Annotated in this window: 21 protein-coding genes; 7 read left to right on the forward strand and 14 right to left on the reverse strand. The window is 63.3% G+C overall.

Annotated features, from left to right (window positions below):
- Positions 1-78: 78 nt before the first annotated feature.
- The 9 genes from AC3RCJ_RS26905 to AC3RCJ_RS26945 form a co-directional block, all read right to left on the reverse strand.
- The gene (locus tag AC3RCJ_RS26905; RefSeq protein ID WP_492964056.1) at positions 79-1098 is read right to left on the reverse strand and encodes an L-threonylcarbamoyladenylate synthase; all 1020 of its coding nucleotides are present in this window, start codon (positions 1096-1098) and stop codon (positions 79-81) included.
- Entirely contained in the window at positions 1095-2291 is a 1197-nt protein-coding gene (locus AC3RCJ_RS26910) for a 5-(carboxyamino)imidazole ribonucleotide synthase (protein WP_492964057.1), read from the reverse strand. Before AC3RCJ_RS26910 ends, AC3RCJ_RS26905 begins: the two co-directional genes overlap by 4 nt.
- 15 nt (positions 2292-2306) lie before the next feature.
- Positions 2307-2804 carry a 5-(carboxyamino)imidazole ribonucleotide mutase gene (gene purE / locus AC3RCJ_RS26915; protein ID WP_492964058.1) on the reverse strand — a complete coding sequence of 166 codons (498 nt, stop codon included), beginning with the start codon at positions 2802-2804 and terminating at the stop codon, positions 2307-2309.
- Between the two features lies 1 nt (position 2805).
- Complete coding sequence (locus tag AC3RCJ_RS26920) at positions 2806-3699, reverse strand: phosphoribosylaminoimidazolesuccinocarboxamide synthase (protein WP_492964059.1); 894 nt, start codon at positions 3697-3699, stop codon at positions 2806-2808.
- A 108-nt stretch (positions 3700-3807) separates the two neighbouring features.
- Positions 3808-4872 carry a class II fructose-bisphosphate aldolase gene (gene fba / locus AC3RCJ_RS26925; protein ID WP_492964060.1) on the reverse strand — a complete coding sequence of 355 codons (1065 nt, stop codon included), beginning with the start codon at positions 4870-4872 and terminating at the stop codon, positions 3808-3810.
- A 187-nt stretch (positions 4873-5059) separates the two neighbouring features.
- The gene (gene pyk / locus AC3RCJ_RS26930; RefSeq protein WP_492964061.1) at positions 5060-6508 is read right to left on the reverse strand and encodes a pyruvate kinase; all 1449 of its coding nucleotides are present in this window, start codon (positions 6506-6508) and stop codon (positions 5060-5062) included.
- 234 nt (positions 6509-6742) lie between these two features.
- Entirely contained in the window at positions 6743-7954 is a 1212-nt protein-coding gene (locus AC3RCJ_RS26935) for a phosphoglycerate kinase (protein ID WP_492964062.1), read from the reverse strand.
- A 77-nt stretch (positions 7955-8031) separates the two neighbouring features.
- Complete coding sequence (locus AC3RCJ_RS26940) at positions 8032-8382, reverse strand: AzlD domain-containing protein (protein ID WP_492964063.1); 351 nt, start codon at positions 8380-8382, stop codon at positions 8032-8034.
- The gene (locus AC3RCJ_RS26945) at positions 8375-9109 is read right to left on the reverse strand and encodes an AzlC family ABC transporter permease (RefSeq protein ID WP_492964064.1); all 735 of its coding nucleotides are present in this window, start codon (positions 9107-9109) and stop codon (positions 8375-8377) included. The genes AC3RCJ_RS26940 and AC3RCJ_RS26945 overlap by 8 nt, the downstream gene beginning before the upstream one ends.
- A 39-nt stretch (positions 9110-9148) precedes the next feature.
- Here AC3RCJ_RS26945 and AC3RCJ_RS26950 point away from each other — a divergent pair, with 39 nt between their 5' ends.
- From AC3RCJ_RS26950 to AC3RCJ_RS26970, 5 genes are all read left to right on the forward strand, one after another.
- A complete protein-coding gene (locus AC3RCJ_RS26950; protein ID WP_492965258.1) occupies positions 9149-9277 on the forward strand; it encodes a hypothetical protein in 129 nt (42 codons plus the stop codon).
- Positions 9278-9368: 91 nt separating this feature from the next.
- Positions 9369-9563, forward strand: coding sequence for a zinc-finger domain-containing protein (locus AC3RCJ_RS26955; RefSeq protein ID WP_070220739.1), 195 nt, complete (start codon positions 9369-9371; stop codon positions 9561-9563).
- Between the two features lie 58 nt (positions 9564-9621).
- Positions 9622-10047, forward strand: a complete 426-nt coding sequence (locus AC3RCJ_RS26960; protein WP_332862116.1) for a YybH family protein — start codon at positions 9622-9624, stop codon at positions 10045-10047.
- Positions 10047-11018 carry a YheT family hydrolase gene (locus AC3RCJ_RS26965; RefSeq protein ID WP_492964065.1) on the forward strand — a complete coding sequence of 324 codons (972 nt, stop codon included), beginning with the start codon at positions 10047-10049 and terminating at the stop codon, positions 11016-11018. Before AC3RCJ_RS26960 ends, AC3RCJ_RS26965 begins: the two co-directional genes overlap by 1 nt.
- 46 nt (positions 11019-11064) lie before the next feature.
- Positions 11065-11655: a DUF2946 family protein gene (locus AC3RCJ_RS26970; RefSeq protein WP_492964066.1), complete on the forward strand. Its 591-nt coding sequence runs from the start codon at positions 11065-11067 to the stop codon at positions 11653-11655.
- Positions 11656-11658: 3 nt separating this feature from the next.
- Here the strand turns inward: AC3RCJ_RS26970 and AC3RCJ_RS26975 are convergent, their stop codons facing one another.
- A complete protein-coding gene (locus AC3RCJ_RS26975) occupies positions 11659-13245 on the reverse strand; it encodes a M48 family metallopeptidase (protein ID WP_492964077.1) in 1587 nt (528 codons plus the stop codon).
- A gap of 199 nt (positions 13246-13444) precedes the next feature.
- On the opposite strand from AC3RCJ_RS26975, the gene moaC reads away from it, so the two are divergent.
- A complete protein-coding gene (gene moaC, locus AC3RCJ_RS26980; protein ID WP_492964067.1) occupies positions 13445-13951 on the forward strand; it encodes a cyclic pyranopterin monophosphate synthase MoaC in 507 nt (168 codons plus the stop codon).
- Here moaC and AC3RCJ_RS26985 read toward each other — a convergent pair whose 3' ends face one another.
- Positions 13952-14320 (reverse strand): DUF6713 family protein, encoded by a 369-nt coding sequence (locus AC3RCJ_RS26985; protein WP_492964068.1) that lies wholly within the window; start codon positions 14318-14320, stop codon positions 13952-13954.
- A 162-nt stretch (positions 14321-14482) separates the two neighbouring features.
- Between AC3RCJ_RS26985 and AC3RCJ_RS26990 the strand changes: the two genes are divergently transcribed.
- On the forward strand, positions 14483-15205 hold the full coding sequence (locus AC3RCJ_RS26990) for a flagellar brake protein (RefSeq protein WP_492964069.1): 723 nt from the start codon (positions 14483-14485) through the stop codon (positions 15203-15205).
- A 21-nt stretch (positions 15206-15226) separates the two neighbouring features.
- Here the strand turns inward: AC3RCJ_RS26990 and AC3RCJ_RS26995 are convergent, their stop codons facing one another.
- The 3 genes from AC3RCJ_RS26995 to sucC all read right to left on the reverse strand — a co-directional run bounded on the left by AC3RCJ_RS26995 (position 15227) and on the right by sucC (position 17967).
- Positions 15227-15688: a pilin gene (locus AC3RCJ_RS26995; RefSeq protein WP_492964070.1), complete on the reverse strand. Its 462-nt coding sequence runs from the start codon at positions 15686-15688 to the stop codon at positions 15227-15229.
- 214 nt (positions 15689-15902) lie between these two features.
- On the reverse strand, positions 15903-16784 hold the full coding sequence (gene sucD, locus AC3RCJ_RS27000) for a succinate--CoA ligase subunit alpha (protein WP_034746085.1): 882 nt from the start codon (positions 16782-16784) through the stop codon (positions 15903-15905).
- A gap of 13 nt (positions 16785-16797) precedes the next feature.
- A complete protein-coding gene (gene sucC, locus AC3RCJ_RS27005) occupies positions 16798-17967 on the reverse strand; it encodes an ADP-forming succinate--CoA ligase subunit beta (RefSeq protein ID WP_492964071.1) in 1170 nt (389 codons plus the stop codon).

Consider the following 17967-nt stretch of genomic DNA (forward strand, 5'->3'; position numbering starts at 1 on the left):
TATGGAGGAAGAATTGTATTTTGTGGCAAGCATCTCTATTGCGCTGCATCAAGAAAAAGCCCCTTGCGGGGCTTTTGATTATGCGGATAGAAACTGCTGCAGGATGCCAGTCGAGCCGAAGGCGGCACGCCGCAAACGGTCATTGATGCCCAGCCATTCGGGACCGGTGGGCGGTGCTTCGACGAGTATCAGCTCGGCGCCGACCTGGTCCATCGTGCGCAGCGAGGCGTACAGCGCATGTGCGTAGCTGTGCGGGTCGGCGGCCAGGCGCACGCTGGCGCTGGCCGGCGGCATGTCCGAGTAATGGATCAGGGCCACGCGGCGCCCGTCATTGAGCAGGCGGTTCAAGGTGGCGCGCACGTCGTCGCTGTGCTGCATCGCAACAGGCGTGTGCGGCGCGTAGTGCGATTCCAGCGTGCCCGAGGCGCGCGGCGCGGCCGCGTCGGCCACGGCCGGTGCGCGCCCGATGACGGCGGCGATCTGTTCGCCGCTGATGTGGCCCGGACGCAGCAGCACGGGGCCGTGCGTGGCCAGGCGCGACAGGTCGACGATGGTCGACTCGATGCCGACATCGCTCTGCCCGCCATCGAGGACACAGCCCAGCAAGCCGCTGCCCAGTTCCGCGTCGAATTCATCGCGCACGTGCTGCGCCGTGGTGGGGCTGACGTTGCCGAATTTGTTCGCCGACGGCGCCGCCAGGCCGCCCTTGCCGCCCTTGAAGGCGCGTAGCAATGCGATAGCCACCGGGTGCGAGGGGCAACGCAAACCCACCGTATCCTGGCCGCCGGAGACGGCGTCGGGAATATGCGCGGCGCGCCTGACGATCAGGGTCAGCGGACCGGGCCAGAAGGCGGCCACCAGCTGCTGCGCTTCCTCGGGGATGTCGTCGGACCAGTGCGCCAGGTCGGCGCCGGGCGCCACGTGCACGATCACGGGGTGGTCCGAGGGACGGCCCTTGGCTTCATAGATGCGCGCCACGGCCGCCGGGTTTTCCGCATCGGCGCCCAGGCCATACACCGTTTCCGTCGGGAAAGCGACGAGGCCGCCCGCTTCCAGCACGGCGGCCGCTGCCGCCAAGTCGTGTGCGGGCAGGGTCACGGCGCGATTCCCAGGATCAGGCAAGCGTCGCGCAGGCGCTGCTGCGCCTCCGGCAAGCTGGCCGCGATGAAGGTCAAATGGCCCATCTTGCGGCCACGGCGCGGATCGTCCTTGCCGTACAGGTGCAGACAGGCGCCCGGCAGGGCCAGGATGCGGTCCCAGGCCGGTTCGCAGGCGGCATCGCTGCCGTCGGCAAACCAGGCGTCGCCGAGGATATTGAGCATCACGGCCGGCGAATGCTGGCGCACCTCGCCCAGCGGCAGGCGCGCCATGGCCCGCACCTGCTGCGCGAACTGGCTGGTGACGCAGGCGTCCATCGTGTAGTGGCCGCTGTTGTGCGGACGCGGCGCCATTTCATTGACCACCAGGCTGCCGTCGGTGAGCACGAAAAATTCGATGCACAGCACGCCAACATAGCCGAGTTCGGCGACCATGGCTTGCGCCGCCCGCTGCGCCCTGGCGGCGCAGTCGTCCGACACGTTCGGACCCGGTACCGTGGTGGTAAACAAGACGCCGTCGCGGTGCACGTTTTCGGCGATCGGATACACGACCGATGCGCCGTCCACGCCGCGCGCCGTCAGCACGGACACTTCATAGGCCAGCGGCAGCATCTTTTCCAACAGGCAAGTAACTTCGCCCATTTCCGCGAACGCGGCGCGCACGTCGTCGCGCGTGCGCACGCGGTACTGGCCCTTGCCGTCATAGCCCATGCGCACGGTTTTCAAGATACCCGGCAGCAAGTCGTCGGCGATGCCGTCGATATCCTGCTGCGTGGCAATCACCATGTGCGGCGCCGGCAGCACGCCGGATTTCGCGGCGCAAGCAACAAAGAACCGCTTTTCCGCGATGCGGTCTTGCGCCACCGATACGCCGTGGGCGTTGGGGGCGACAAACACGCGTTCGGCCAGGCGCGACAGGCTGTCGGCCGGCACGTTTTCGAATTCGGTGGTGACGGCCAGGCATTGCGCGGCCAGGGCGTCGAGACCGGCCGCATCGCCGTAGCCGGCATTCACCAGGCGCTGCGCCACCTGCCCCGCAGGGCAGGCATCGGACGGTTCCAGTACGGCCACCTGATAGCCCATGCTCTGGGCGGCCTGGGCAAACATGCGGCCGAGCTGGCCGCCGCCCATCACGCCCAGCCACGCCGGAGGGTTGGCGGCGGGCAGCAAGGGGGAAGTCGATTTACTATTCATTATTTTTCAAACACATTATTCAGGCAAGACCATGGCCTTGGCGGCGGCCGTTTGCGTGGTACGGAAAGCTTCGAGCTGCTCGGCCAGGGTGTCGTCGTTGGCGGCAAGCATGGCCACGGCCGTCAGTGCCGCATTCGCCGCGCCCGCTTCGCCGATGGCGAAGGTGGCCACCGGCACGCCCTTGGGCATTTGCAGGATGGACAGCATGGAATCCTCGCCGCGCAGGTATTTCGACGGCACGGGCACGCCCAGCACGGGCACGATGGTCATCGCCGCCACCATGCCGGGCAGGTGGGCGGCGCCGCCGGCGCCGGCGATGATGGCGCGCAAGCCGCGCGCGCGCGCGCTTTTCGCGTACGCATACATTTCATCGGGCATGCGGTGCGCGGAAATGACTTGCGCCTCATACGGCACGCCAAACTGTTTCAAGATGGCAACTGCGTTCTGCATCACGTCCCAGTCCGAGGACGACCCCATGATGACGCCGACCAGCGGCTTATTCTGTTCGCTCATCTCAGGCCTTCAGCTTCTCGCCGGTCAGGCGTTCGATGGCTTCGAAGTACTTGGCCTGGGTTTTTTCGATGACGTCGGCCGGCAGCGCGGGCGCCGGTGCGGTCTTGCCCCAGGTTAATGTTTCCAGGTAGTCGCGCACGAATTGCTTGTCGAACGACGGCGGCGAGATGCCTGGCTGGTAGGAATCGGCGGGCCAGAAGCGCGACGAGTCGGCCGTCAGCACTTCATCCATCAGGTGCATGACGCCGTTGTCGTCCAGGCCGAATTCAAACTTGGTGTCGGCGATGATGATGCCGCGCGTGGCCGCGTATTCGGCGGCCGTCTTGTACAGGGCAATGGCGACGTCGCGCATCTTGGCGGCCAGGTCGGCGCCGAGGCGCTCTTCCATTTCCGCAAAGCTGATGTTTTCGTCATGCTCGCCCAGCTCGGCCTTGGCCGCCGGGGTGAAGATCGGTTCCGGCAGTTTTTCCGCCTGTTGCAGGCCCGCTGGCAACGTGATGCCGCAGATGCTGCCTGTATCTTGATAGTCTTTCCAGCCCGAACCGATGATGTAGCCGCGCACGACCGCCTCGACCATGATGGGTTTCAAGCGCTTGGCCACGACGGCGCGGCCTTGCACTTGCTCCACTTCCTCGGGCGCCACCACGGATTCCGGCGCCACGCCGGTCAGGTGGTTCGGCACGATGTGGCCGAGTTTCTCGAACCAGAAGTCGCTCATCTGGTTGAGGACCTTGCCCTTGCCGGGGATAGGCTCGTTCATGACGACATCGAAGGCCGACAGGCGGTCCGTGGTGACGATCAGGATCTTGTCGTCGCCGACGGCGTAGTTGTCGCGGACCTTGCCGTGGCCCAGCAATGGCAGGGAGTGGATGGAAGTCTGATAGAGGCTGTTCATAGCGGGGGGAATAGTTGGATGAAACGAAACCGGCAGGCAGGGAAGGCGCCCGCCGGTCGAGAAAATCGGGCACGGAGATGCGGCTTCCGGCCCGTTCCAGACAGAATTTTACTTCACAATTTGCGCCAGCTCGCCGGCCTTGTAGCGCTCGGCCATTTTTTCCATGGTGATGACCTTGATCTTCGACGCCTGGCCTTCGCAGCCGAATGCCTGCATGCGGGCGCGCACGATTTGTTCTGCAGCAAGACGGGCCGGCTTCAGGTAGTCGCGCGGGTCGAATTTCGACGGGTTTTCAAACAGGTATTTGCGGATCGCGGCCGTCATCGCCAGGCGGATGTCGGTGTCGATATTGATCTTGCGCACGCCGTGACGGATGCCTTCCTGGATTTCTTCGACTGGCACGCCATAGGTTTCCTTCATGTCGCCGCCGAATTCGCGGATGATGGCCAGCAATTCCTGCGGCACCGACGAGGAACCGTGCATCACCAGGTGGGTGTTCGGGATGCGCGCGTGGATTTCCTTGATGCGGTCGATGGCCAGGATGTCGCCCGTCGGCTTGCGCGTGAATTTATAGGCGCCGTGCGAGGTGCCGATGGCGATCGCCAGGGCGTCGCACTGGGTGCGCTGCACGAAGTCGGCCGCTTGCGCCACGTCCGTCAGCAGTTGTTCGCGCGTCATGGTGCCGTCGGCGCCGTGGCCGTCTTCCTTGTCGCCCTTCATGGTTTCCAGCGAACCGAGCACGCCCAGTTCCGCTTCCACCGTCACGCCGATGGCGTGCGAGAATTTCACCACTTCACGCGACACTTCCACGTTGTATTCGTAGGAAGCGACCGACTTGCCATCCGCTTCCAGCGAACCGTCCATCATCACGGAAGTAAAACCCGAGCGGATGGCGGCCATGCAGACGGCCGGCGACTGGCCGTGATCCTGGTGCATGACGACGGGAATGTGCGGATACGCTTCGACGGCGGCGTCGATCAGGTGGCGCAGGAAGGCTTCACCGGCGTACTTGCGCGCGCCGGCCGAGGCCTGCATGATCACCGGGCTGTTGAGCGCGTCGGCGGCAGCCATGATGGCTTGCACTTGTTCCAGGTTGTTGACGTTGAAAGCAGGAATGCCATAACCGTTTTCGGCAGCATGGTCCAGCAGTTGACGCATGGATACGAGAGACATGGTAATACTCCAGATAACAATAGAAACCGTTGCGGCGCTTCGCGGTTCATGACCGCGGCGGCGCCTGAATTCTTTCAACTAAGCTAGAACGTCCAACAAACTGCTCAGGGCCAGGCGCGTTGCCGAAGGCAGTACGACTGGCACGACGAGGCAATGCAACAACGCCCTGGGCGGTTTTTGGGCGTCCTTACTCGAACTCGCCGACCGTGACAATTTTCAGGGCGTTGGTACCGCCCACCTGCCCCATCGGCTCGCCCCAGGTGACGACGATCATGTCGCCCTTGCGCACGATGCCCTGCGCCACCAGCAAATCTTCCGCCTGCTTCAGCACTTGCGCGCTGGGGGCGTTCTGCATCAGATGATACGCCCGAACGTTGCGGTACAGCGCGGCCTTGCGCAAGGTGGTGACACTGGGCGTCAATGCGTAGATCGGCGTGTCGATGCTGTGGCGGCTCATCCACAAGGCGGTGGAACCGGATTCCGTCAGGGCCACGATGGCTTTCACGCGCAGGTGATGGGCCGTGAACAGCGCGCCATACGCGATCGACTGGTCGATGCGGGTAAACGTGACGTTGAGGAAGTCGGCATCGAGCTTGTTATATTCGGACTGTTCCGCTTCGACGCAGATGGCGGCCATCATTTCCACCGTCTCGATCGGGTACTTGCCCGAAGCCGTCTCGGCCGACGTCATCACGGCATCCGTGCCATCGAGCACGGCATTGGCCACGTCGGACACTTCCGCGCGCGTGGGCACGGCGTTGACGATCATCGATTCCATCATCTGCGTTGCCGTAATGGCAAGTTTATTCGACGCGCGCGCCATCTTGATCATGCGCTTCTGCAAGGCCGGCACGGCCGCGTTGCCCACCTCGACTGCCAGGTCGCCGCGCGCCACCATGATGCCGTCCGAGGCATCCAAAATCTCCTGCAAGGCAGGAATGGCTTCCGCGCGCTCGATCTTGGCGATCATCATCGGCTTGTGGTGGTAGGGTTCGCCCGCGATATTGGCCAGCTGGCGCGCCATTTCCATGTCGGTCGCGCATTTCGGGAAAGAAATCGCCAGATAGTCGGCCTGGAAACTCATGGCCGTCTTGATATCTTCCATATCCTTGGCCGTCAGCGCGGGCGCGGACAGGCCGCCGCCCTGGCGGTTGATGCCCTTGTTGTTCGACAACTCGCCGCCGATCTTGACGGTGGTGTGGATTTCGCTGCCATGGATGCGCTCGACGATCAGCACGATAAGGCCGTCGTTCAGCAGCAGCACGTCGCCCTTGTGCAGGTCGCGCGGCAGGGCCTTGTAGTCGAGGCCGACCCGTTCCTGGTTGCCCAGCTCGCCGTTTTCGCCCCACTTGGCGTCGAGGATGAAGCGCTCGCCCGCCTCGAGCTCGATGCGCGTGTTTTCAAACTTGCCGACGCGAATCTTCGGACCCTGCATGTCGGCCATGATGGCCACTTCGCGGCCGCATTCAAGCGCCGCCAGGCGCACCAGCGCGGCGCGGTCGATATGGTCTTGCGCCTTGCCGTGGGAAAAATTCAAGCGCACCACGTCGACGCCCGCACGTATCATTTTGACCAGGATATCGAAGTCGGTGGAGGCGGGGCCGATTGTTGCTACGATTTTTGTACCACGTGGCATAGGAATCCTTGTGCGCGAGCGAAGGTGATCAAGGCCGGCTCGATGCTGCATCCGGCAAGGTAAAAGCGCAGCGGTCAGGCTGCGCTTGGTCTATTCATCATTCCACAGTCTCGAACATCTGAGAAAACCGTAGCGAGCGGCAATGAGTTGTGGCCGAGACGCGGAGCTGTGCGCATGCACAGTGAGCATCGGAGGCCGCAAATCATGACGCGCAGTAGGTTTAATCAGGTGTTCTTAGCCTGCGCGTTGCATCAGAATCTCTACCGCTGGCAAAGTCTTGCCTTCCAAAAACTCCAGGAAAGCGCCGCCACCCGTCGAGATATAGCTGATTTTATCGGTAATAGCGTATTTTGCAATCGCCGCCAGGGTATCGCCACCGCCAGCGATCGAGAATGCCTTCGACTCGGCAATGGCCAGGGCCAGGGTCTTGGTGCCGTTGCCGAACTGGTCGAATTCGAACACGCCTACCGGGCCGTTCCACACGATGGTGCCGGCGGCGGCGATCTGGCCGGCCAGCAGGGCGGCCGTTTTCGGGCCGATATCGAGGATCATGTCATCGTCCGCCACGTCAGCCACGTCCTTGACGGTGGCGGCGGCCGTGGGCGAGAACTCCTTGGCGCACACGACGTCGACGGGAATCGGCACTTGCGCGCCGCGCTTGGCCATGATCTCGATGATGGCACGGGCTTCCTCGACGAGTTCCGCTTCCACCAGCGACTTGCCGACATTCAAGCCGACGGCCTTCATGAAGGTGTTGGCGATGCCGCCGCCGACGATCAGGTTGTCGACCTTGTCGGACAGGGCTTTCAGGATGGTCAGCTTGCTCGATACTTTCGAACCGGCGACGATGGCCAGCAGCGGACGGGCCGGAGCGTGCAAGGCTTTGCCCAGTGCATCGAGTTCGGCGGCCAGCAGCGGGCCGGCGCAGGCGACGGGGGCGAACTTGGCGATGCCGTGCGTGGACGCCTCGGCGCGGTGAGCCGTGCCGAACGCGTCATTGACGTAGATATCGCACAATTTCGCCATTTTTTGCGCCAGCTCATCGCTGTTTTTCTTTTCGCCCTTGTTGACGCGCACGTTTTCCAGCAAGACCACCTGGCCTGGGGCCAGGGTTTCCAGGCCGGCGCCATCGACCCAGTCTTGTTTCAGTGCAACTTCCTGGCCCAGCAGCTCGGACAGGCGGGCCGCCACGGGCGCCAGGCTGTCGGCCGGCTTGAACTCGCCTTCCGTCGGACGGCCCAGGTGCGACGTCACCATGACGGCGGCGCCAGCGTCGAGGGCGGCGCGGATGGCCGGCACCGAGGCGCGGATGCGCGTATCTTCGGTGATCTTGCCACTGTCATCTTGCGGGACGTTCAGGTCGGCGCGGATAAACACGCGCTTGCCTTGCAGTGCATTGTGGGCGATCAAATCTTGCAGACGGATGAAGTTGAGAACAGCTGACATGGCGATCCAGATGACGAGTGGAAGGAAGTGCGCTATTTTACCGCAATGACCAGACCAAATCCCCGATTTGTCCTGCTTTACTGAAAAACGTGCAACAGTCGCAATCCCGTGAAAACCAGCATGCCGAACACGATGGTTTGCAACATATTGCGGCGGATCACGAAAAAGATCGTAGCAGCAACACCCGCCAAGAGTTTCAAATTCGATAACTCCAGGTACACATGCTGCCCCTCCATCAATATATCGGGCGCGATGATGGCGGCCAGCGCGCAGGCCGGCGCAAAGCGCAGCATCTCGTTGACCCGGCGCGGAATGCTGATGTGATGGCCGACCAGCCAGAAGGTGCTGCGCGTGGCGGCCGTGGCCACCACCAGCACGGCGATGGCGAGCCACGCGTCGGCCCGGCCCCAGTCTATGCCGTCAAACATGGCGCTTGCTCCATTTGTCGGTCAATTCTTCCACGGCCATGGCCGACAGCATTCCGGCCAGCACGGCCACCAGCAAGCCCAGCTTGTACGGCAGGCCGAACGCCAGCACGGCCACCGTGCCGGCCACCAGCACGCCGCACAGGGCGGCACGCCCGAGTATCAGCGGTATCGTCACGCACAGGATGGCCAGGGTGCCCGCAAAGCCCAGCCCCCATTCGGCCGGCACCACCGCGCCCAGCACGATGCCGATGAAGGAACCGATCTGCCAGGCCAGCCAGTTCGGGTAGATCAGGCCCTTGAGGAAAGGCAGCTTGGCCGGGTCCGGCGTTTCATGGGGGTAACGCTGCAGGAACAGGCCGACGGTGATGTCGCCGGCCACATAGCCGAGCGCAAAGCGCTGGCGCCACGGCAGATGCGCGAAATGGGGCGCCAGCAGCACGGAAAAGATCACAAAGCGCAAATTGACGACGAGCGCCGTGGCGAAGATCACCCACACGGGCGCCTGCGCGGCCAGCAGCGGCAGGGACGCGAGCTGGGCCGAGCCGGCAAAGACAAACAGGGTCATCGCCCCCGCCTGCGCCACCGTCAGCCCGCTTTTCACCATGGCCACGCCCACCACCATGCCCCAGGCGGCGATGCCCAGCAAGGTGGGCGCGCCCAGGTTCAGGCCGGCGCGCCAGGCGTCTTTCAGCAGGGCATCGTCCTTGTCGGCCAGCACGGCGCTCACGCGAGGCTCCGGAAGGCGGAGTGTGGTAACTGCACAACAATGGTGCATGGCGACAAGGGCGGCAACGGTGATACCGGCAAGGCGAATCCAGTCAGTGTGGCGCTGCAGCTGCCATATTTCCGCAAAAATAACGCGCCGCAGCCGCAGATGATCGAGCCGCCATTTTAGCCATGATTTTTGCTGTCTGCCTGAATCCGTTAAAATCGTACTTTTGGCAGCAGCCGACTTCCTTCCATACAGCCTCACGGAGCATGACAAGATGACAAAAACCACCCAGCCAGCGGTCGAACTCGACGGTAAAGACTTGCCAGCCCACTGCCCTAACCCGGCCATGCCGCTGTGGTCGTCGCATCCGCGCGTGTTTCTGGAATTCAACAAAGACGGTATCGCCAAGTGCCCGTACTGCGGCACGGCGTATACCCTGAAGGAAGGCGCCAGCGCCGGCCATCATTAAACTGCCCAGCGGCGCGCCCCCAGCGCGCCGTTTTTATTTGCACCAGCCCGGAGTCGTCATGAAACGTCTGAAAGAACTCAATGGCAGCGCCGCCGAAGTCGAAGCGGCGTTCTACGATGCCTTGCACCGCGCCGACCTCGAAGCGCTGATGGCGCTGTGGGCCGACGATGAAGAAATCGTCTGCATCCACCCGGGTGGCGCGCGCCTGATCGGCCATGCCGCCATCCGCGCCTCGTGGGAAAGCATTTTGACGGCCGGCGGCCTGCACATCGTGCCGGCGCAGCTGCATGAAACGCACAACCTGATGAGTTCAGTGCACACGGTCATCGAAGGCGTGACCCAGGAAGAAGGCGGTCCGGCGCATCTGCTGGCGACGAACGTGTACGTCAAAACGCCGCGCGGCTGGCGCATCGTGCTGCACCACGCCTCCGTCGCCCCCGGCGGCGCGCCGGCCGACGCCACGGGAGCGCAGATCCTGCACTGATGTCCTTGTCTCTTTCCTACACCGCACCGCTGTGGCTGCCTGGCGGCCACGCGCAGACGATTTATCCGGCAGTGTGCCTCGCCAAGCCGGCCGTGGCCTTCCGCCGCGAGCGCTGGCAGGCGCCCGACGGCGACTTCGTCGATGTCGACCTGGTCGACGGCCAGCCGGGCCAGCCCTTCGTGGTGCTGTTCCACGGGCTGGAAGGCTCGTCGAACAGCCATTACGCGCGCGCCCTGATGGCCGAGGTGGCCGCGCGCGGCTGGTCCGGCGCCGTGCCGCATTTTCGCGGCTGCTCGGGCGAAGCCAACCTGGCCCCGCGCTTTTACCATTCGGGCGACGCGCAGGAAGTGGACTGGGTCGTGCGCACACTGCGCCCGCGCGCCACGGGCAAGTTTTACGCGGCGGGCGTGTCGCTGGGCGGCAACGCCCTGCTGTGCTGGCTGGGCCAGTCGCAGCAGCAGGCGGAGATCGTCGATGCGGCCGCGGCCGTATCGGCCCCCCTTGATCTGGCGCAAGGCGGCAAGGCCTTGTCGTGCGGCTCCAACCGCCTGTACACGCGCATGTTCCTGAACACCCTGAAACCCAAATGCCTGGCCAAGCTGGAACAGTTTCCCGGCCTGTTCGCGCGCGAGGCCATGCTGGCCGCGCGCGACCTGCACGCCTTCGACAATGTCGTCACGGCGCCGCTGCACGGCTACCGCGATGCCGACGATTACTGGCACCGCGCCAGCGCCAAGCACGTCTTGCCGGACATCACCGTGCCGACCCTGGTGCTGAATGCGCGGAACGACCCCTTCCTGCCCGGGCGCTACCTGCCGTGCAGCGCTGCCCCGGCGGTCACGCTCGAGTATCCGCGCCACGGCGGCCATGTCGGCTTTGCCGCTGGCAAGTTACCGGGCAGCTTGAATTGGCTGCCGCAACGGCTGCTCTCCTTCTTTGAAAACGGCAACATGGCGCCGTCCGCGCCGTAAAGCTGTCACGCTGGCGCTGCGCGCACTCACACGGAAAATGCTATACATGGATGATCTCGTCAAGCAAGCCCTGGCCAAATGGCCAAACGTGCCCCACTGCTACGGCTGGCTGGGCCTGGATGCGCGCGGCCACTGGCGCATGCGCGACCAGCGCGCGCAACAACTGAAATTGCCTGGCGAAAAAATCGTCCATGCAGCCCTGTTGAGCTTTATCAACCGCAATTACGCCCAGGACGAACGTGGCTGCTGGTTTTTCCAGAATGGCCCGCAGCGCGTGTATGTGAACCTGGAAGCGACGCCCTACATCGCCCGCAGCGACCCGCAGCACGGTTTTGTGTTGCAGACGGGCGTGCCGCTGGCAGCCATCGATGCCGCCTGGCTGTGCGACAACGGCGCCTTGATCCTGCGCAACGATCATATCGTGGCGCAGGTGGATGACCGCGACATGGCGCAGGTGCTGGCGTCGCTGCGCCTCGATGGCCAGCTTGCCGGCGACGAGGCCTTGCTGGCATGGCTGGAAGAGCGCCGGGGCAAGCTGACCCTATTGCATGACGGCACAGAGATTGCCGTGCAAGCGCTACGCTACGACGCCGTGCCGCAAACCTTCGGCTTCCAGCCGGTGCCGCAAGCCGAATAGGCGTCAGCCTTTCTGGTCCTTGATCTGTTCGCGGCGTTTTTCCTGCAGTTCGCGCTCGCGCGCATCGATGACGGCCTGGTCGTAAAAGGTCGCGTCCGTCGACTTGCGGGCGATCGTCAACTGGTCCAGCGCGGCCATGGTGGCGCCCTGCAGCACATACGATTCGGCCAGCGCGATATGCTGCAAGGTCATCTTGCCCAGGTCCGCATAGGCTTTTGCCAGTAAATCGTACAGTTCCGGCTCTTCCTTGTAGAGCTGCACCTGGTCGCGCAGGTAGCGCGTCGCCTGGTCGAGCTTCTTGTCCGCGATCAACGCTTCCGCATACTGGCGGGCAATGCCGCGCGACAGGGGGAATTGCTGGCGCGCCGCATCGGCCGCCGCCAGCGCCTGCGGCGCCACTTCCGGCTTTTGCTCCGGCATCAGCAGCACTTCCAGCGCCATCGCCGCCAGCAGGGAGTTCGGCCCCTGCGTGCCGCCCGAGGTAAACACATTCGCTCCTGCCGGCTTGTGCAGGGCCGCGTTCGCCGCGTCGAGCTCGGCCTGTGCCTCGGCCGGCTTGCCCTGCTTGACTGCAACAAAAGACAGGCCGTAATGGGCGGCCGTCACCTGGAATCGGCTTTGCTGTTCCAGCTGCGTCTGGAAGACGGCTTTCGCGTTCAACAGGCCCTGCACGCTTTCATCCTGCAGCACGCGGGCGCGGGCGCGGGCCAGGTGGAAATTCAGGCTGTCCGGGCGCTGCTTGTACGGCTGCTCGCGGATGCGCGCCTGGATGTCGGCGATGCGCTCCGTCGTCAGCGGGTGGGTCTGCAGATAGGCGGGCATCAGGTCGCTGTAGGAACGGCTGGCCGCCTGCATGCGGCCGAAGAAGGCCACCATGCCGGTGGTGTCGAAGCCGGCCTCGCCCATGATCTGGAAGCCGATGCGGTCGGCCTCGCGTTCGGCGTCGCGGCCGAAATTGAGCTGGCGCTGGATGGCCAGGCCCTGGCCGGCGGCAAACACGCCCATGGCCACGTCGCCGCCGGCCCGGGAAGCGAGCGCCGCCAGCAGCATGGCGGCCAGCGGCATCAAGGCATCCTGACGCTGCTGGCCCAGCATGCGCGCGATATGGCGCTGCGCCACGTGGCCGATTTCATGCGACAGCACGGACGCCAGTTCGGCTTCCGTTTGCGCGGCCAGCAGCAGGGCCGAGTGCACGGCGATGAAGCCGCCAGGCAGGGCGAACGCGTTCAACTGGGGATCGCGCACGGCAAAGAAGAAGTAATCGTAGTTCGTTTCGCCGCGCACGCTGGGGCGCGCCGCCACGAGGGCGTTGCCGAAGGTATTCAGGTATTCCAGCAGGGGCGCGTCGTCGAGATAGTCGCGGTCGCCGCGCAAGCCGCGCATGATTTCCTCGCCGATCTTGCGCTCCATCGCCGGCGACAGGTCTTCGCGCGACGTATCGCCCAGGTTCGGCAGATTCGGCGCAGGCGGCACGGCCAGCGGCGTCCAGCTGCCGGCCGACTTGGCGGCAGGACTGGCAGCCGGTGCCGCCGGCGCCGACGTATAGGTTTGCGCCAGCGCACAGGGCGCAGCAAAGCACAGCGCGGCCAGCGCGGCCCTGCGCCAGGGCTTGCGCGGCCATGCGAAGCCAGCGTTTTCAAATGCGAGCGGAAGGGTAGTTTTTGAATTCACGGGTGCTATCATACCTTGTTAGCGGCGCCGTTTCCCACGCAACCGCCATGCGCCATGCCTGTGGCATGGCGTGGAGAACAGGCCTGCCGCTCCTTCACTTCCTACCTATTTTGACGCCATGACAACAGCAGACCAACAAGCCCCGGCCGGGGAACTGACCCATTTCGACGCCACGGGCCAGGCCCATATGGTCGACGTGGGCGGCAAGGACGACACGCGCCGCAGCGCCGTGGCCGCCGGCACCATCCGCATGCAACCGGCCACCCTGGCATTGATTATTTCCGGCAATGCCAAGAAGGGCGACGTGCTGGGCATCGCGCGCATCGCCGCCATCATGGGCGCCAAGCGCACCAGCGACCTGATCCCCCTGTGCCACCCGCTCGCCATCACGCGCGTCACCGTCGACTTTGAAGTCGATGAAGCGGCCAACAGCGTGCACTGCCGCGCCCAAGTCGACACGACGGGCAAGACGGGCGTGGAAATGGAAGCGCTCACGTCCGTGCAGATCGGCCTGTTGACGATCTACGACATGTGCAAGGCCGTCGACCGCGGCATGGTCATGACCAACGTGCGCGTGCTGGAAAAGCATGGCGGCAAGTCGGGCGATTGGCACGCCGAGCTGTAACTATGCTGCCTGGCGCGCCAGCTGGCGCACGTCGCGCAGCAGCCAGACGGCGCTGCCCAGGCACAGCACGATGATGGCGATCGACAAGGGCAGGTGGAATTGTTCCAGCCCCGCCAGCGCAAAGCCGGCATGGATCAGACATGTTCCCATGCCCAGCGCGGCGCACAGGCCCGCATACAGGGGCGCCCGCGAGGTGGCCAGCAATACATGCCGGTAACCGACCAGCACCAGGGCAATCGCCGCCAGGTTAAACACCAGGAAACCCTGTATGCCGCCAGGCACATGGAACATTTCCCATTCGCGCCAGTACGCCGCGTCGACCTGATGCAGGATCAATAACAACATCGTCCAGAAATAGCTGCGTGCCATAAGATTTTCATTCGTCAATATTGTCGCAATTGTAAAGCTTGAAACGCGTATCGGCACGCTGCCCAGCATTTTTTGTTGCCAATCCCAATTTTCTTGATGCAAATGCTTTTTCATCAAGAAATCATGCATACTGCTATTCAACAATATTGAGATGAGCATCGCATGACAAGCAACAAGCCCGCCGCGGAAAACAAGCTCCTGGATTTCGAATTCGAGGCGATGAATCTGCAGGTGGGAGGACGCATCCAGTTCATCACGCATCGCACCATCAAGCCCATCCAGCATTTCTCGACCGTCATTGGCTATGTCAAGGATGAGTATTTGATCGTCAAGATTCCCTTGGAAAATGGCGCTGCCATCGTGCTCAACGAGGGCGACAAGCTGACCATCCGCGTGTTTTCCGGCGTCACCGTGTGTTCGTTTGCATGCAGCGTGCTGCGCGTCTTCGGCCGTCCCCTGCATTACGTCCACCTGAGCTTTCCCGATGCCATCCAGGGCACCAGCCTGCGCACGGCGATGCGTGTCAAGGTCGAGATACCGGCGCAGCTGAGCTACCGCGACGTGGCGGCCGTGCCCGTGTTCATCGTCAACCTCAGCGTCTCGGGCGCGCTGATCGAATCGCCCGGCATGCTCACGCCCGACGACGAGGGCGTGGCCCTCAGCTTTACCCTGCTGGTGCAGCCGAACCGGCACCAGATGCGCGTCAATACGCGGGCGCGCATCCAGAATGTCAGCGTGGGCAAGCCGTCGAATGGCCATGCGGGCGCATCGGCCGAGGTGTACACCTATGGCGTGCAATTCATCGACCTCGAACCGACCCACTATACGCTGCTGCAGAACCTGACGTATGAAGCGCTGATCGCGGACCGGCAAAAGATCGTCTGACGCCGGCGCCGCAAGCGGTACTTACAATGCTGGCGCCTGCGGAGGGTTGTTCTTCAGGATGGCCTCGACCGCCGCCGGCTGCGTCACGGTGGTGCTGTTAAACCAGGTCAGGCTGCTGCCGCCCTGCTGCAGCGCCATTTTCACGATCTTGCCGCCCACGCCCGTGCCCAGGTCGCTCGCCAGGGTCAGCTCGATAGTGCCCTTGTCCACCTTGGCGCTGGCCACTTCGCGCGTGGCGTTGAATACGGGGATGGCGCTGGGTACGCTCTCGGTGGGCGTGCTGCAGGCGGCCGCCTCGCCGCCGTTTTCCTGCACGCACAGGGCGACCGCCGTCTTCAGCGCCGCGGCTGCGGCCAGTATATTGCTGACCTTGGCCCGCATCGTATAGTGGCCGTACTGGGGAATGGCCACGGCCGCCAGGATGCCGGCGATGGCCACCACGATCATCAGTTCTATCAGGGTAAATCCGCTCTGCGCGCGCATCGTCTTCTCCCATGGTGCCTTGCTCACGCCAGGTACGGTGCAAGCGCCATGCCAGCGGCGCGCCCGGGCAGCGGCGGCACAGGTGGAAAGAAAAGCGACACTTTTGGGCAGGTCCGGACCGGCGCCGTCGGCCCAGTCCGGAAATCGCCGTGTCGTGCGGACAAAAAAAGGAGCCGAAGCTCCTTTTTTGTCCTGCATCAATACCGGGCTGAAATTACAGCATGGCTTTCAGCAGACGCGCCATTTCCGACGGGTTCTTGGTCACGGTGATGCCGCAAGCTTCCATGATTTCCAGCTTGGCTTGCGCCGTATCGGCACCGCCCGAGATCAGCGCGCCCGCGTGGCCCATGCGCTTGCCTGGAGGAGCCGTCACGCCAGCGATGAAGCCGACGACCGGTTTTTTCATGTTGTCCTTGATCCAATAAGCCGCGTTGGCTTCATCCGGACCGCCGATTTCGCCGATCATGATGACCGCGTCCGTATCCGGATCGTCATTGAACATCTTCATGATGTCGATGTGCTTCAGACCGTTGATCGGGTCGCCGCCGATGCCGACTGCCGACGATTGGCCCAGGCCCAGTGCGGTCAGCTGACCCACTGCTTCATAGGTCAGGGTGCCCGAACGGGAAACGACGCCGATACGGCCCTTCTTGTGGATGTGACCTGGCATGATGCCGATCTTGATTTCGTCTGGCGTGATCAGGCCTGGGCAGTTAGGGCCCAGCAGCAGGGTTTTGCTGTTGGCTTTAGCCATGCGGTCTTTCAAAGCCATCATGTCACGCACAGGAATGCCTTCGGTGATGCAAATGGCCAGATCCATTTCAGCTTCGACAGCTTCCCAGATCGCCGCTGCCGCGCCTGCTGGCGGCACGTAGATCACGGAAACGTTGGCGCCGGTTTCTTTTTTCGCTTCGGTCACGTTAGCGAAAATAGGAATGCCTTCGAAATCTTCGCCGGCTTTCTTCGGGTTCACGCCTGCCACGAAGGCAGCTTTGCCGTTCGCGTAGTCGCGGCAACCGCGGGTGTGGAACTGGCCGGTCTTGCCGGTGATCCCTTGGGTAACGACTTTGGTATCTTTATTGATCAGAATGGACATGTTGATTCCTTAATTAAGCTTGACCGGCAGCAGCGGCAACGACGCTCTTGGCTGCATCTTCCATGGTGTCGGCTGCGATGATAGGCAGACCGGAATCGGCCAGCATCTTTTTGCCCAGGTCTTCGTTGGTGCCCTTCATGCGCACCACCAGCGGTACGTTCAGCGAGACGGCTTTCACTGCGGCGATGACGCCTTCGGCGATCACGTCGCAACGCATGATGCCGCCGAAAATGTTCACCAGGATGGCTTTCAGGCCTGGGTTTTTCAGCATGATCTTGAACGCTTCGGTCACTTTTTCTGCCGTGGCGCCGCCGCCGACGTCCAGGAAGTTGGCTGGCTCGCCGCCGAACAGCTTGATCGTGTCCATGGTGGCCATGGCCAGGCCGGCGCCGTTCACCAGGCAACCGATGTTGCCGTCGAGGGAGATGTAGGCCAGGTCGAATTTCGACGCTTCGATTTCAGCTGGATCTTCTTCGTCCAGGTCGCGCAGGGCGACGATTTCCGGATGACGGAACAGGGCGTTCGGGTCAAAGTTGAACTTGGCGTCCAGGGCGATGACCTTGCCGCTGCCGGTGACGATCAGCGGGTTGATCTCGGCCAGCGAGCAGTCGGTTTCCCAGTAGGCTTTGTACAGGCCTTGCAGGTTGGCGCGGGCGTCGGCGATGGAGCCGGCAGGCACGCCGATCTTGGCGGCGATGTCGTCTGCCTGGGCATCGGTCAGGCCAACGCCCGGATCGATGGTCACGTGGTGGATCTTCTCAGGGTGGCTCTCGGCCACTTCTTCGATGTCCATGCCGCCTTCGGACGACGCCATCAGGACGATTTTCTGGGTCACGCGGTCGGTGACCAGCGAAACGTACAGTTCTTGCTTGATGTCGGCGCCTTCTTCCACCAGCAGGCGGTTGACTTTCTGGCCTTCGGCGCTGGTCTGGTGCGTGATCAGCTGCATGCCCATGATCTGGTCGGCGTATTCCTTGACCTGTTCGATCGATTTTGCCACTTTCACGCCGCCGCCCTTGCCGCGGCCACCTGCGTGGATCTGCGCCTTGACGACCCATACCGGGCCGCCCAGGGTTTCCGCAGCCTTGACGGCTTCTTCGACGGACATGCACGGAATACCGCGTGGTACCGTCACTCCGTGCTGCCGGAGGATTTCTTTGGCTTGATACTCATGGATTTTCAT

This window comes from Janthinobacterium sp. GW822-FHT07H11, from assembly GCF_058798615.1.